A 12,591-nucleotide genomic window follows, 5' to 3' on the forward strand; every position below is an offset into this window, starting at 1 on the left:
GCTGCGTGCATGGACCGGGCACCCAGCTACGACTCCGTCGCGGCAGCGGCGGCGACCCTCGACGGCGTCGCGCACCGCACACCCGTGGTGACGTCACGGCTGCTCGACGAGATCGTCGGTGCCCGTCTGTTCCTCAAGTGCGAGAACCTGCAGCGCGCCGGTGCGTTCAAGTTCCGCGGGGCCTACACCGCCGTGTCGCGACTGCCCGCCGAGCGTCGCCGCGCCGGGGTGCTCGCCTACTCGTCGGGCAACCACGCGCAGGGTCTCAGCCTGGCCGCGCAGCTACACGACGTCCCCGCGACCATCGTCATGCCGCACGACGCCCCACCCCCGAAGGTGGCGGCGACGCAGGCCTACGGCGCGACCGTCGTCCGCTACGACCGGTACTCACAGGACCGGGTCGCGGTCGCCGCCGAGATCGCCGAACGGACCGGCGCGTCGATCATCCCGCCGTTCGACCACCCGGACGTCATCGCCGGGCAGGGCACCGCGGTCGCCGAGCTGCTCATCGACGTCGACGATCTCGACGTCCTGCTGGTCCCGCTGGGCGGGGGTGGGCTGCTCAGCGGGTCACTGCTGTCGGTCGGGGCGCTGTCGCCGAGCACCGAGGTGTTCGGTGTCGAACCCGCCGCCGGCGACGACGCGCTGCAGTCGTTGCGGGCGGGGCACATCGTCGAGATCCCGACGCCGCGGACCATCGCCGACGGCGCGCAGACCACACGCCTCGGCGACCGCACGTTCCCGATCATCCGCGAGCACGTCACCGACATCCTCACCGCCGACGACGACGCGCTGCGCCACGCGATGGGCCTGCTCGCCACCCGCGCGAAGCTCGTCGTCGAACCGACGGGTGCCCTCAGTCTCGCCGCGGCGATCGGCCATCGCGACCGCTTCGCCGGGGCACGGGTGGGCGTCGTGGTCTCCGGCGGGAACGTCGACACGGCCCTGTTCGCGACAGCGGGCTGACCTGCGACTGGAATACAAACGGACCGCGGTCCATTATAGGGACATGAAGAACATCGGTTTCCTGTCGTTCGGGCACTGGACGCCCTCTCCGCAGTCTGCGACGCGGTCCGCGGCCGATGTGCTGACCCAGTCCATCGACCTCGCCGTCGCGGCCGAGGAGCTCGGTGCCGACGGCGCGTACTTCCGCGTGCACCACTTCGCGCGTCAGCTCGCGTCGCCGTTCCCGCTGCTCGCCGCGGTCGGAGCGCGCACGTCGCGCATCGAGATCGGCACGGGCGTCATCGACATGCGCTACGAGAACCCGCTCTACATGGTGGAGGACGCGAGCGCGGCGGACCTGATCTCCGGGGGCAGGCTGCAGCTCGGCATCAGCCGGGGATCCCCCGAGCAGGTGATCGAGGGCTACAAGTACTTCGGGTACGCACCCGCCGAGGGTGAGACGGACGCCGACATGGCCCGTCGCCACACCGCGGTGTTCCTGCAGGGGCTCGAAGGTGAGGGCTTCGCCCAGCCCAACCCGCGTCCGATGTTCCCCAACCCGCCCGGCCTGCTACGCCTGGAGCCGCACTCGGAGGGTCTACGCGAGCGGATCTGGTGGGGTGCCGGGACGCGTGCGACCGCGGAGTGGACCGCTCAGCAGGGCATGAACCTGATGAGTTCGACCCTGCTCACCGAGGACACCGGCGTGCCGTTCCACGAACTGCAGGCCGAGCAGATCCGCGTGTTCCGCAAGGAGTGGCAGAACGCCGGCCATGTGTTCACGCCGCGGGTGTCGGTGAGCCGCAGCATCTTCGCGATCGCCGACGACCGCGACCGTGCGTACTTCGGCCGCGGCGGCCAGGAGTCCGACCAGGTCGGGCACATCGACGGCGGCATCGCGCGCTTCGGTCGGTCCTACGCCGACGAGCCCGACCGGCTGATCGAGCAACTCGCCGAGGACACCGCGATCGCCGAGGCCGACACGCTGCTGCTCACCGTGCCGAACCAGCTCGGCGTCGACTACAACGCCCACGTGATCGACTCGATCCTGACCCACGTCGCGCCCGCCCTCGGCTGGCGCTGACCGGAGTCGGCGCGGCCGTCAGCTCAGGCGGCCGCGCAGCACCGAGAGCGGCCGGCGGATCAGTCCGTCGACGAGGTCGGTGATGCTCATGTCGGAGTCGGACACGAGCTCGACGGGCGCGTGGATCCGGGTGGGTGTCGCACGACCCCGCAGGGTCACCGAGCCGACCGTCGTCCACTCCCAGCACTCGTCGTGCTCGACGGTCGTCGTCTCCTCGCCGTCGTCGTCGCGGTCGACCGACACGAGGCTGTCGAGTGCAGCCCCGCTGGCCAGGACATTGGACCGGCTCTGCTTGGCGACGTCGGCGAGGCGGGCGCACTCGTTCACCGGGTCACCGATGACCGTGTACTCGTAGCGGGTCTCGGCACCGATGTTGCCGGCGAACACACGCCCGCCGGACACACCGATCCCGACCCGCAGCGGGTGGATCTCCTCGAGTTCGGCGCCGAGCTCCCGGGCCGCGGCCAGGGCGGCGGCCACCGGGTCGGCGACGGCGTTGGGCGCCCCGAAGACGGCGAGAGCGGCGTCACCCTCGAACTTGTTGATGAACCCGTCGTGACGGGCGACGACGTCGGCGACGATCGTGAAGAAGCGGTTCAGGGCCGCGGCCACCGTCTCCGGGTCGGTCGACTGCGCGAAGCGCGTGGACCCCTCGATGTCGACGAAGAGGACGCCCACGTCGGTCTTGGAGCCGTGCATCCCGATGTCGGTGCGCAGCGCTCGCGCGGCGACCTCGGTGCCGACGTGGCGGGCGAAGAGGTCGCGCAGCCGCTCGCGCTCGGCGAGGCCGTCGACCATGGTGTTGAAGCCATCCTGCAGGACACCGAGCTCCGACGAGTCGTAGACGTCGACGCGGGTCCCGAAGTCACCCGCGGACACACGCTCGACGGCCTGCCGGATGTCGCGGAGCGGGTCGGTGATGGACCTGGTGACGAGCGCGATCGCGCGCACACCGCTGGCGAGACAGATGATGGCGAGCACGACGGTCGGGATGTCGAAGACTGTGTCGTTCGGGGGGACCCACCCGATCGCACGGCCGATGTTGAGCAGGACGATGCCGCCGAGCGGGACGCCGCTCACCGCCAGCCACAGGACGATCATGCGTTCGCGGACACCGAGGACCGCCCTCGAGGGCGGGGAATCGCGCATGGCGGTGGCCACGAGGGGGCGTCCCACGCGTTCGAGGATCATGTAGGTCGCCGCGCCGCAGGATGCCCCGCCGAGGGCGAATGCGGCCGCGATGACGAGGAGGTCGATCGCCCCGAGTGCCTCGCCCGCCACGGCGGCGTACGCGACGATCCCGGCGACCCACCCCACCCCGGTGACGACGACACCGGCCATCGGCATGCGCTGCAGGGCCGTGCGGCGGCGGGCGTCGGCCGGAGTCCCGGACAGGAACCACCGGATGTGCGGCCGCAGGACGGCGATGGTGGTCACGAGGTCGACGGTGGCGCCCACCACGAGTCCCCAGACGAGACCCGACACGCTCTGACTCCCGGCACCGAGGGTGAGGTGGCCGCCCGAGGTGACGAGGCCGACGAGCAGTGCGGTCTCCAGGGCGACGGCGAGGTTCGCGGCGATGATGCCGACGGTCGCCAGCGCCATCATGCGCGAGGCGTCGACGCGCCTGTCCCGCGCTATCTCGTGTCCGGTCATGGATCTGCTCGTTTCGGTCGGCGTGCGGTCGGGTGGACCCAACGCAAGTCGAGTTGCGAAAAGCCTACAGAACGCAACCACTGTTGCGTTAGGGTCATTCCGTGTCGTCAGCCACATCGGGTCACCGCCGCGGCAAGGCTGTCCGCGACGGGGTTCTCACCGCAGCACTGAACGAGCTGCTCAGCGTAGGTGTCGACGGTGTCACCGTCGCCTCGGTCGCCGAGGCCGCCGGCGTACATGTGACATCCATCTACCGACGGTGGAAGACGCGCGAGCAGCTCATCACCGACGCGGTGCTGAGTCATCTGGACCCGTTGTCGATCGAGGTGCCGGACACCGGCTCGGTCCGGTCCGACCTCGTCGCCCTGCTGTCCGCTCTCGACGAGTCCATGTCGTCCCCGCAGAACTGGGCGCTGTTGCGTCTGGCGACGATGCCGGTGGAGATCGACCGCCTCGAGGAGGCCCGCCGGCGGATGACCGCCGAACGCATGGACAACGTGGCGGTCATCCTCGAACGCGGCGTCGAGCGCGGGGAGATCGCACCCGGCGTCGATCACCGACTGGCGCTCGAGGCGATGTACGGGCCGGTGTACGCCCGCCGCCTCCTCACACACGAACAGGTCGACGAGGCCTATCTGGAGGGCCTCGTCGACCTGTTCTTGAACGGTATCCGAGCTCGCTGACTCACCGTCGCACGCCGAGACAGACCATCGCCATCTCGCTGCGCAGCGTCCGACGTTCCCGCTCGAGGCGTTCACGCCGGATGCGGTGATGTCGTTCCCGCTCGGCTCGACCTGTCACGCGCCGCGGTTGTCTCAGTGACGAGACGATGTGCGCGAGAACAGATCTGGGTGACACACGACCGGAGACGGCCGGCGCCGGGATGCGTGTCGTGATGACCATGGCTGCCTCCTCGATGGCGGTGTTCTGCTGACACCGAGGACGGTAGATCGGTCGAGATCACGCTGTCATCCGAATTATTCGGCGCTCAGGCGCTTTTGGTGGCCTCGATCTCGAGGGAGATGGTCACCTTGTCGCCGACGACGGTCCCGCCGGTCTCCAGCGGCATGTCGATGCTGATGCCGAAGTCCTTGCGGTTCAGCTCGATCGACGCCTCGAAGCCCGCGACCTCGCCGTGGCCCATGCCCGGGTTGACGCCGTTGAACTCCAGCGGCATCGACACCGACTGGGTGACGCCACGCAGGGTGAAGTCACCGGTCAACACGTAGTCGCCGTTGTCGCCGGTGACCGACGTCGAGACGAAGGTGGCGGTGGGGTGGTTGTCGGCGTCGAAGAAGTCGGCCGAGCGGATGTGGCCGTCGCGCTGCTCGTTCTTGGTGTTGATCGAGCGCACGTCGATCTCGGCGCGCACGGACGGGGTGCCGTCCTCGGCGATGGTGATCGCGCCGCTGAACGTGTCGAACGTGCCGCGGACCTTGCTGACCATGAGGTGACGGACCGAGAAACCGATCGCCGAGTGGGTCGGGTCGATGGTCCAGGTTCCGGCGCTGAGCCCGGCTGCGGTGGCGGTGGTCATGGTGACTCCTCGAGATGGGTGGGGCCGGCCTGCCCGGTCCGACAGGGAGCATAAGCGGACCACGGTCCGATTCATTCCACCACGTGACCGGGATCACAGTCGAGCACCTCGCGCACCCTGCGGGGCGGTCGTCCGAGCAGCTGCGACAGGAGAGGGTCGACCCCGGCGAAGTATCCCTGCTCCGCCGCCTGGAACATCCCCAGCGTGAAGCGCGCCTGCGGTTCGGGCATGCCTGCTGCCACCTTGTCGGCCACCCATCGCTCGGGTTCGACGACCTCGACGCGGATCGGGCGCCCGACGACCTCGGACGCGATCGATGCGACCTCGGCGAAGGTGTGCGCCTGCGCCGCGGTGAGGGTGACCGCGCCGTCGTGGGATCCCTCGTCGAGGAGGACGGCAGCAGCCGCCTCCGCGGAGTCCTCGCGCCATGTCCATGACACGGGGCCGTCCGCCGGGACGACGATGACGCCGGTCTCGCGCCAGGGCCCGGCGAGCAGGTCGAGACTGTGGGCGTAGAAGCCGTTGCGCAGCGACGTCCAGGGCAGCCCGCTCTCGGCGAGCAGGCTCTCCGTCGCCGCGTGATCGCGCGCCGGACCGAACGGACTGTCGGGCGCGGCGCCCTGATGACTCGTGTAGAGGACGCGACCCACCCGGGCCGCCACCGCCGCGTCGACGGCGGCACCGTGCAGCGCCACCGCGTCGGCGAACGGGTCGTTGGACGACACGAGCAGCAGCTGGTCGGCACCGTCGAACGCCGCAGGCAGCGACGAGGGATCGGCGTAGTCGCCGCGACGGACCTCGACCCCGCGGTCGGAGAACTCACGGGCCCGGTCGGGGTCACGCGTGACGACGGCGAGGGATGACGCCGGCACACGGTCGAGTAGATGCCGGACGGTGGCGCCGTTGAGAGCGCCGGTCGCCCCGGTGATGACGATCATGGTTCTCCTATCGATGACAACACATCGGCGATATCACCGATAACATCGACGGTAACAGAGAACCGTTATCGTTGGATCGTGACCTCCACCGACGACGCAGGCGCCCGGGACACCACCCGCGACCGGATCATCGGCGCCGCCGCCGAACTCCTCGCCGAGCACGGTCCGGCCGCCGTGACCACCCGTGGTGTGGCGCACGCGGCCGCGGTGCAGCCGCCGACGATCTACCGACTCTTCGGCGACAAGGACGGGCTGCTCGAGGCGGTCGCCGAGCACGTCATGGCGGACTTCGTGGCACGCAAGGCGGCGGCGGTGGCCGCCGACGACCGGATCGACCCGGTGGTCGACCTCCGCGACGGGTGGTTCCGGCAGGTCGAGTTCGGGCTCGCGCACCCCGCGCTGTACCACCTGTTCAGCGACCCCGACCGCGTCGCACGGTCGCCGGCCACCCGCGAGGGGTACAGGGTCCTCGCCGAGCGCGTTCGGCGGGTGGCGGCCGCAGGACGACTGCGCGTCGACGAGTCACGGGCCGCGGACATGCTGTCGGCGACCGGCAACGGCGCCATCCGGATCCTGCTGTCCACGCCGGACGCCTCCGCGCACTCCACCCTGGCCGACGACCTCTGGGACGCGGTGGCCGCCGCGATCCTGACCGAGGCGCCCGACGACACGACGGACGCCGTGACCGCGGCCGTCATCGCATTTCGCACGGTCGCACCCCACGTCACCGGTCTGAGCGACGCCGAGCGACTGCTGTTGACCGACTGGCTGGACCGCATCATCGCCACCGGGGGCGCCGCCGACGTCGGGTGATGCTCAGCGCCAGGCGAACACCGGCTGCTCGAGGTCGGCCACGCGCGTCTGACGACCCGCCACCACCTCGGCGAACTGGTAGATCACGGCCGCGGTCGGCGCGTGGATGAGCGCGTCGAGCATCGGCAACTGGATCACCGGACGCGGCGACTCCGGGATGGACACGAAGCGTGGTGCCACCGAGATCGCGTCCATCGACGCGAAGAAGAGCTGGGCGACCTCGTCGGGGTTGGGGGTGACCTCGCGGTCCGCTCCGGCCCAGCACACGATCGGGGTGATCACGAACCCCGACCGGGTGGCGTAGTCGTCGAGTCGCCCGAGGACGGCGTCTCGTCCGACGACGACGCCGATCTCCTCGTCCATCTCCCGCAGGGCGGCGTCCACCGCGTCCTCACCGGGGTCGATGCTGCCGCCGGGCAGCGCGTACTGGCCGGGGTGGGCACGCATGCGGTCCGGGCGCTTCATCACCCATATGCCGCACTCCCCCGCCACGCTCGTGACGGCGACGGCCACCGCGGCACGGCGCGCGTCCGGCAGATCGATGTGGTGGACGTCGAGTGCCGCCAGTCGTGCGGCGATGTCGTCGGGGGTCACCCGGTCACTGTGCACCCTGCGGCGTCGAGGCCCTCGGACCCCTCCCGTGCGGGATGGTCGATGTCGACGAGCCGACGGGCGACCACGGCGACGGGGGTGTTCGTCTCCTGTGACAGGCGGGCCAGGATGGCGAATGCGCGGTCGGCGTCGACGTCGAAGCGCTCCATCACCATCCCCTTGGCCTGCCCGATCACGTCGCGCGACGCCAGCGCCTGCGTGAACTGGTCCGCGCGACGGGCCGTGGACACCGCGACCGCGGCGTGCACACCGAGCAGCGACGCCAGCTCGGCGTCCGCGCGACGGAACGCGTGGCGACGTTCGGAGTGCAGCACCAGGATCCCGAGGTCGCGGTCGGCCAACGCGATGCGGACACACAGCATGGACTTGATCGGCGTCCTCGCGCGGACCAGCGCCATGAGGTCGGGCCAGCGGGGTTCGGTGTCGACGTCGTCGACGAGGACTTCCCTCCCGCCGACCACCGCATCGATGCCGGGTCCCGAGCCGGAGTCCCACTGGGTGTCGGCGAACAGCTGCGAGAGCTCCCCGCCGGCCACCGTCCGTTCGCGCCGCACGCGCCCGAACCGATCCCGGTGCACGAGCGAGAGGGACACGTGGTCGACCTGGGGGAGGATCGTCCGCGCCGACGCGGTGATGGAGTCCAGGACCTCGTCCATCGACGGTGTCGGACCACCCGCCCCCTGCGCCGCCGCCGACATCCGCGCGATCTCGGCGTGCGCGTGCACGGCCGGCGTCATCGCTGACAGCTCCTCGAACAGGTTGATCGAGTCGGTACTCACCACATCACCACCAGGGTTCGCGTCCGCCCCATTGTGTCAGCGCACGAACACAGCGGTCCAGCGTTTGACCGTATCCAAAGAATCACGCGTGCAACATGTCTGCGTCAGAGAACGGCGATGTGACCGTCGACCGTGCGTTCCAGGAGGCCGTCGTCCTCGAACGCCGACAACCATCCCTCCATCGGCCACCGGCCCCAACGCCTGTGGAAGATCGACGAATTCGCCACGATGTCGTCGAGGTGCTCGACCGGGGGGCGCGACACCGGGTGGTGTTGGTGGTACGCGTGCGCACCGCCCACCCACCGGATGCCGGTGCCATCCCGCACCGCCGTCGCGGCGAAATCGGTGTCCTCACAGCCGTATCCCGCGTACTCGGCGCAGAATCCCCCGACGTCGTCGAAGACCGACGGCGCCACCGCGAACGACAGCGACCAGAACAGGTCGGGATTCTCGGCGGGGACCAACTCCCCTGCAGCCGGCGCAGGGCGCGCCGGGTGCGGGTGGGTGTGTGCGGTCCAGTCGGCGGGCCAGTCGGCACCCGGGACACCCGGGGGCAGGTAGGTGACCGGGCCGCAGAGGATCTCGCCCGGGACACGCGCAGCGGCGTCCGCATATCGGGCGATCAGGTCCGGGCCGGGGATGCAGTCCACGTCCAGGAAGACCAGCAGCGTGGCACCCATCGCACCGGCCGCGGCCGCGCCGACGTTGCGGGCGCGTGCCAGGGGCAGGCGGCCGTCCGCATCGGGCCGGCAGGCGACGACAACCGAGGGCAGCGGGTTCTCCGCGACGACGGCATCGATGTCGGGGTCGTCCATGGCCACCACGACGTGGACGAACGGCGGCACGGTCGACGCGGCGAGACCCCGCCTCTGCGCCCGCAGGTGTTGGTGGCGACCGCGGACCACGGTCACCACGACGATCCGGGAGGCGCCGGTCATCCGGCCACACCGGCGATCGCTGCGGCGGCACGGGTCGCCGCACCCGACGTCCGCAGATCGGACCAGCGCGACGCACCGATCGCCAACGCGTCGTCGAGGGCGTCCGAGATCGCTGACGGGGCAGGCCAGTCGTCGCGCACCGCAGCGACACGGTGCTCCGCGAGTGCCGTGGCGGTCCGGGACTGCTCGGCGAACGGTCGCTCACGGGGCACCACCACGGCCGGTCGGCCGGATGCGGCCACGTCGGCGACAGCGTTCTGTCCTGCGTGGGTCACCACCACGGCGGCCTCGGTCAGCACCGGCCAGACGTCGTCGGTCCACGGCGCGCCGGTGGCCCCGACGGCGCGGAACGCGAACCGGGAGTCGGCTCGGGCCCACTGCTCGACCGCCTGCAGCGTCATCGCCCCGCCGCCGGCGCCGCCCAGGACGGCCACGGTCGGTGTGGTCGACAGCGGTCGTGCGGACGGCGCGCGGCCGTCGAAACGACTGATGCTGCCGACCCAGGTGGTCTTGTCCGCCCGTGCGGCCAGCCACTGCGGGTCGTACACGTCCCTCGACCACGGGGCGACGATCGCGGTGGCCATGTCGTAGGCCAGCGCATGCGCGGTGTCGTCGCGATCGCCGGGCATGGCCATCACCACCACCGGGACACCCATGAGCCGGACGAAGGCGGCGACCTCGACCGACACGTCGACGACCACGAGCGACGGCTGTGTGCGGTCGATCCAGTCGGCGATCGCCGCCATCCGCGCGGTCATGCCCGGAGTCCGTAGGGGCGCCCAGTGGACGACACCGCCGGCGGTGGGATCGGCCGCGTCGGGGCCGGTGTCCATCGGCAGCGTCACCCACACGGCCGCCGCGTGTCCTGTGGGACGGGCGCGGGACGACAGCACCGTGACGGGCTCGTCGAGTGCGCGGGCGATCGAGTCGGCGCGGTGTGCGTGACCCATCCCCTGGTGGTGGACGTACCAGCCGATCACGCGATCGACCTCACGTCGGCGGTGTCGGCCAGGCGCGCTCGGCGCAGGACCCGCCGGTAGAGCGCCTCATACGCGTCCACCATGCGCGTCGACGAGCAGCACGTCTCGGCCCGCCGGCGGGCAGCCGATCGCGACAGTCGCGCGGCCCGCGGGATGGCGGCGGCGAGGGCGTCGACGTCGTCGGCGGGGGCCAGCACCCCGCACTCGTCGTCGACGATCTCGGGGATCCCGCCGCGGCTGAACGCGGCGACGGGCGTGCCGCACGCCAGCGCTTCGGCGACGACCAGGCCGTACGGCTCGGCCCACACCGGGGTGACCAGGGCCACCGACGACGACCCGACCAACCGCGCGAGGTCGGCGCGGCCGAGGTGACCGACGTACTCGACACTGTCGCCGAGCCGCGGGGCGACCTGGGCGTCGAAGTACTCGGGGTCGTACACGGGACCGGCGACCCGCAGGTGGATCCCCGCACGGCGCGCTGCGTCGATGGCGAGGTGGGTGCCCTTCTCGGGGGTGATGCGCCCCGACCAGACGGCCGAGTCGCCCCCCGGACCCTCCGGCCAGTCCTCGAGCGGGATCCCGTTGCGGATCACGGCGGCGTCGGGCACCACCGTCGCCCACTCGCGCGCATTGAACGCGCTGACGGCGGCGAACGTGTTGACGTCCCGCGGCGCCAGTGCGATGGCGGACTCCAGCCACGGGACGGGCGGTGTGTGCAGGGTGGTGATCATCGGCATCGGCAGCGTCGCCGACATCGCCGGCGGCAGGTAGTGCAGCGAGTGGTTGTGGATGATGTCGAAGGACTCGCCCAGCTCGCCGGCGAGATCCATCATCACGCCGAGGTAGGCGTGGTGCTCGCGGATCGCGGTCGGGGTCATCACCGGGTCGACGAGGGACGCCGGACTCAGATCCAGTGTGTGCACGGGCAGCACATCCGTGTCGCGGTCGAGCGAGGATCCCGGGGCGGCGAACAGGCTGACCTGGTGGCCACGGTCACGCAACGCACGCGAGAGGTTGTAGACGTGCGCCTCGAGCCCACCCGCGAAGGGTTGCTCGATCGGGAAGCTGGACGAGGCGAGGACGGCGATCCTCAACGGGGTGGCCATCATCGGGCACCGACCAGGGCGCGCCGATAGATCGCATGATGTGCCCGGGCGACCTCGTCGCGTTCCCGCAGGCGATCGGCGGTAGCAGCGACCGACGGGTCGCCCGCTCCGGCGATCACGGCTGCGAGAGCCGCGTCCATCGATGCGGCATCGACACCGTCGCCGTCGAATCCGTATGTGGCACAGCGACGCTGCTCGTCGTAGAAGCCGCATCGCGGTGCGATCACAGGGGTGCCGACGTCGTGGCAGGCCTCGAGCCACCCCGAGTGGGTCCCGAAGCGGTACGGCAGCACCGAGACGTCGATCTCCCGCAGATACCGCCACAGGGCGTCGTCGTCGAAACGCGGGTGCACCCGCAGTTCCACGCACTCGTCCCGCGCCATCCGCCGGAGCTCGTCGACGACGTCGGGTGCGTACCAATGACTGTCGGGATCGGTCACCGCGTCGTCGAGGTCCACGCGGAGCACGGCGTCGCCGCGTCGCATGACGATGTCCCGCAGCACCCGGGCCACCGGGAGCGGATCGATGTTCGCGCGCAGATGCTTCGCGTGCAGACCGACGACGAACCGACCGGCCCGATCGCGCGTGTCACGCTCTACTCCGAGCTCCTCGAGGGGGACCACATGCGGATGCGGGACCACGGTCACCGCGACTCCCCAGCGATCGGCGATGGCCCGGGCCGCACCCGGTGTCACCGTGATCACCTCCACCGCGGCGGGGATCAGGACGTCGAGACGGGCGAGGTGGTCGGTGTTGTCGGCGGCGTGCGGGTTGTGCAGGTCGTGGACGGTGAGCACCAGCGGCACGTGATGACGGGCGAGGATCTCGACGGTCTGCGACAATTCGGCAGGCGTGTAGGACTCGAACCCGAAATGCACGTGCAGCACGTCGATCTCGATGGCGTGCTCGGCGATCCAGTCCGGCCGCAACATGACCGGCGGCCACCACTGCCCGGGTGCCGTCGCCGTGGCGGGCGTCGGGTCCGGCGGGCGGATGACGCGGTCCTCCTCGGGCACCGCGCCGACAGGCTGCAGGTGCTGCACGTACACGTGCGCGGATGGGACCGAACCGACTGTGAGCAATGCGTCCTCTCGAGGCGGTGGGTGATGGCACGGGCACGAGATCACTCGTACGAGATCCGATGTGTCCGTGCGGATCACAGATGAACGACCGGTCCACCGGGTGGCGCGGACGACGACGTCG

At 70.8% G+C, this 12,591-nt stretch carries 13 protein-coding genes; 4 read left to right on the forward strand and 9 right to left on the reverse strand.

The features are described 5' to 3' along the window. The first annotated feature begins 9 nt into the window (after positions 1 to 9). Positions 10 to 966 (forward strand): threo-3-hydroxy-L-aspartate ammonia-lyase, encoded by a 957-nt coding sequence (locus LX14_RS02760; protein WP_253645750.1) that lies wholly within the window; start codon positions 10 to 12, stop codon positions 964 to 966. A gap of 43 nt (positions 967 to 1,009) precedes the next feature. Continuing rightward, positions 1,010 to 2,029, forward strand: a complete 1,020-nt coding sequence (locus LX14_RS02765; protein WP_253645751.1) for an LLM class flavin-dependent oxidoreductase — start codon at positions 1,010 to 1,012, stop codon at positions 2,027 to 2,029. Between the two features lie 18 nt (positions 2,030 to 2,047). On the opposite strand, the gene LX14_RS02770 is transcribed toward LX14_RS02765, so the two are convergent. Continuing rightward, a complete protein-coding gene (locus LX14_RS02770; protein ID WP_253645752.1) occupies positions 2,048 to 3,685 on the reverse strand; it encodes an adenylate/guanylate cyclase domain-containing protein in 1,638 nt (545 codons plus the stop codon). A 101-nt stretch (positions 3,686 to 3,786) separates the two neighbouring features. Between LX14_RS02770 and LX14_RS02775 the strand changes: the two genes are divergently transcribed. Continuing rightward, positions 3,787 to 4,368 carry a TetR/AcrR family transcriptional regulator gene (locus tag LX14_RS02775; protein WP_253645753.1) on the forward strand — a complete coding sequence of 194 codons (582 nt, stop codon included), beginning with the start codon at positions 3,787 to 3,789 and terminating at the stop codon, positions 4,366 to 4,368. A gap of 305 nt (positions 4,369 to 4,673) precedes the next feature. Here LX14_RS02775 and LX14_RS02780 read toward each other — a convergent pair whose 3' ends face one another. Then, on the reverse strand, positions 4,674 to 5,222 hold the full coding sequence (locus LX14_RS02780; RefSeq protein ID WP_253645754.1) for a YceI family protein: 549 nt from the start codon (positions 5,220 to 5,222) through the stop codon (positions 4,674 to 4,676). A 71-nt stretch (positions 5,223 to 5,293) separates the two neighbouring features. Then, a complete protein-coding gene (locus LX14_RS02785; protein WP_253645755.1) occupies positions 5,294 to 6,160 on the reverse strand; it encodes an SDR family oxidoreductase in 867 nt (288 codons plus the stop codon). A 78-nt stretch (positions 6,161 to 6,238) separates the two neighbouring features. Between LX14_RS02785 and LX14_RS02790 the strand changes: the two genes are divergently transcribed. Then, on the forward strand, positions 6,239 to 6,973 hold the full coding sequence (locus tag LX14_RS02790; RefSeq protein WP_253645756.1) for a TetR/AcrR family transcriptional regulator: 735 nt from the start codon (positions 6,239 to 6,241) through the stop codon (positions 6,971 to 6,973). Positions 6,974 to 6,976: 3 nt separating this feature from the next. Here the strand turns inward: LX14_RS02790 and LX14_RS02795 are convergent, their stop codons facing one another. From LX14_RS02795 to LX14_RS02820, 6 genes are all read right to left on the reverse strand, one after another. Continuing rightward, positions 6,977 to 7,567 carry an NUDIX hydrolase gene (locus tag LX14_RS02795; protein ID WP_253645757.1) on the reverse strand — a complete coding sequence of 197 codons (591 nt, stop codon included), beginning with the start codon at positions 7,565 to 7,567 and terminating at the stop codon, positions 6,977 to 6,979. Next, entirely contained in the window at positions 7,564 to 8,364 is an 801-nt protein-coding gene (locus LX14_RS02800; RefSeq protein ID WP_253645758.1) for a GAF and ANTAR domain-containing protein, read from the reverse strand. The genes LX14_RS02795 and LX14_RS02800 overlap by 4 nt, the downstream gene beginning before the upstream one ends. Before the next feature lie 104 nt (positions 8,365 to 8,468). Continuing rightward, entirely contained in the window at positions 8,469 to 9,302 is an 834-nt protein-coding gene (locus LX14_RS02805; RefSeq protein ID WP_253645759.1) for a glycosyltransferase family 2 protein, read from the reverse strand. Beyond that, entirely contained in the window at positions 9,299 to 10,282 is a 984-nt protein-coding gene (locus LX14_RS02810) for a glycosyltransferase (protein WP_253645760.1), read from the reverse strand. The genes LX14_RS02805 and LX14_RS02810 overlap by 4 nt, the downstream gene beginning before the upstream one ends. After that, complete coding sequence (locus tag LX14_RS02815; RefSeq protein ID WP_253645761.1) at positions 10,279 to 11,388, reverse strand: glycosyltransferase; 1,110 nt, start codon at positions 11,386 to 11,388, stop codon at positions 10,279 to 10,281. Before LX14_RS02815 ends, LX14_RS02810 begins: the two co-directional genes overlap by 4 nt. Further along, positions 11,388 to 12,437: a glycosyltransferase family protein gene (locus LX14_RS02820; RefSeq protein ID WP_253645762.1), complete on the reverse strand. Its 1,050-nt coding sequence runs from the start codon at positions 12,435 to 12,437 to the stop codon at positions 11,388 to 11,390. The genes LX14_RS02815 and LX14_RS02820 overlap by 1 nt, the downstream gene beginning before the upstream one ends. Positions 12,438 to 12,591 lie beyond the last annotated feature (154 nt).

The organism is Williamsia deligens (assembly GCF_024171765.1).
GTDB lineage: Bacteria > Actinomycetota > Actinomycetes > Mycobacteriales > Mycobacteriaceae > Williamsia_A > Williamsia_A deligens.

Coding starts and splice junctions, on each gene's coding strand:
- LX14_RS02765 (WP_253645751.1), top strand. CDS start 1,010: ATGAAGAACATCGGTTTCCTGTCGTTCGGGCACTGGACGCCCTCTCCG.
- LX14_RS02770 (WP_253645752.1), bottom strand. CDS start 3,685: ATGACCGGACACGAGATAGCGCGGGACAGGCGCGTCGACGCCTCGCGC.
- LX14_RS02785 (WP_253645755.1), bottom strand. CDS start 6,160: ATGATCGTCATCACCGGGGCGACCGGCGCTCTCAACGGCGCCACCGTC.
- LX14_RS02805 (WP_253645759.1), bottom strand. CDS start 9,302: ATGACCGGCGCCTCCCGGATCGTCGTGGTGACCGTGGTCCGCGGTCGC.
- LX14_RS02760 (WP_253645750.1), top strand. CDS start 10: ATGGACCGGGCACCCAGCTACGACTCCGTCGCGGCAGCGGCGGCGACC.
- LX14_RS02815 (WP_253645761.1), bottom strand. CDS start 11,388: ATGGCCACCCCGTTGAGGATCGCCGTCCTCGCCTCGTCCAGCTTCCCG.
- LX14_RS02780 (WP_253645754.1), bottom strand. CDS start 5,222: ATGACCACCGCCACCGCAGCCGGGCTCAGCGCCGGAACCTGGACCATC.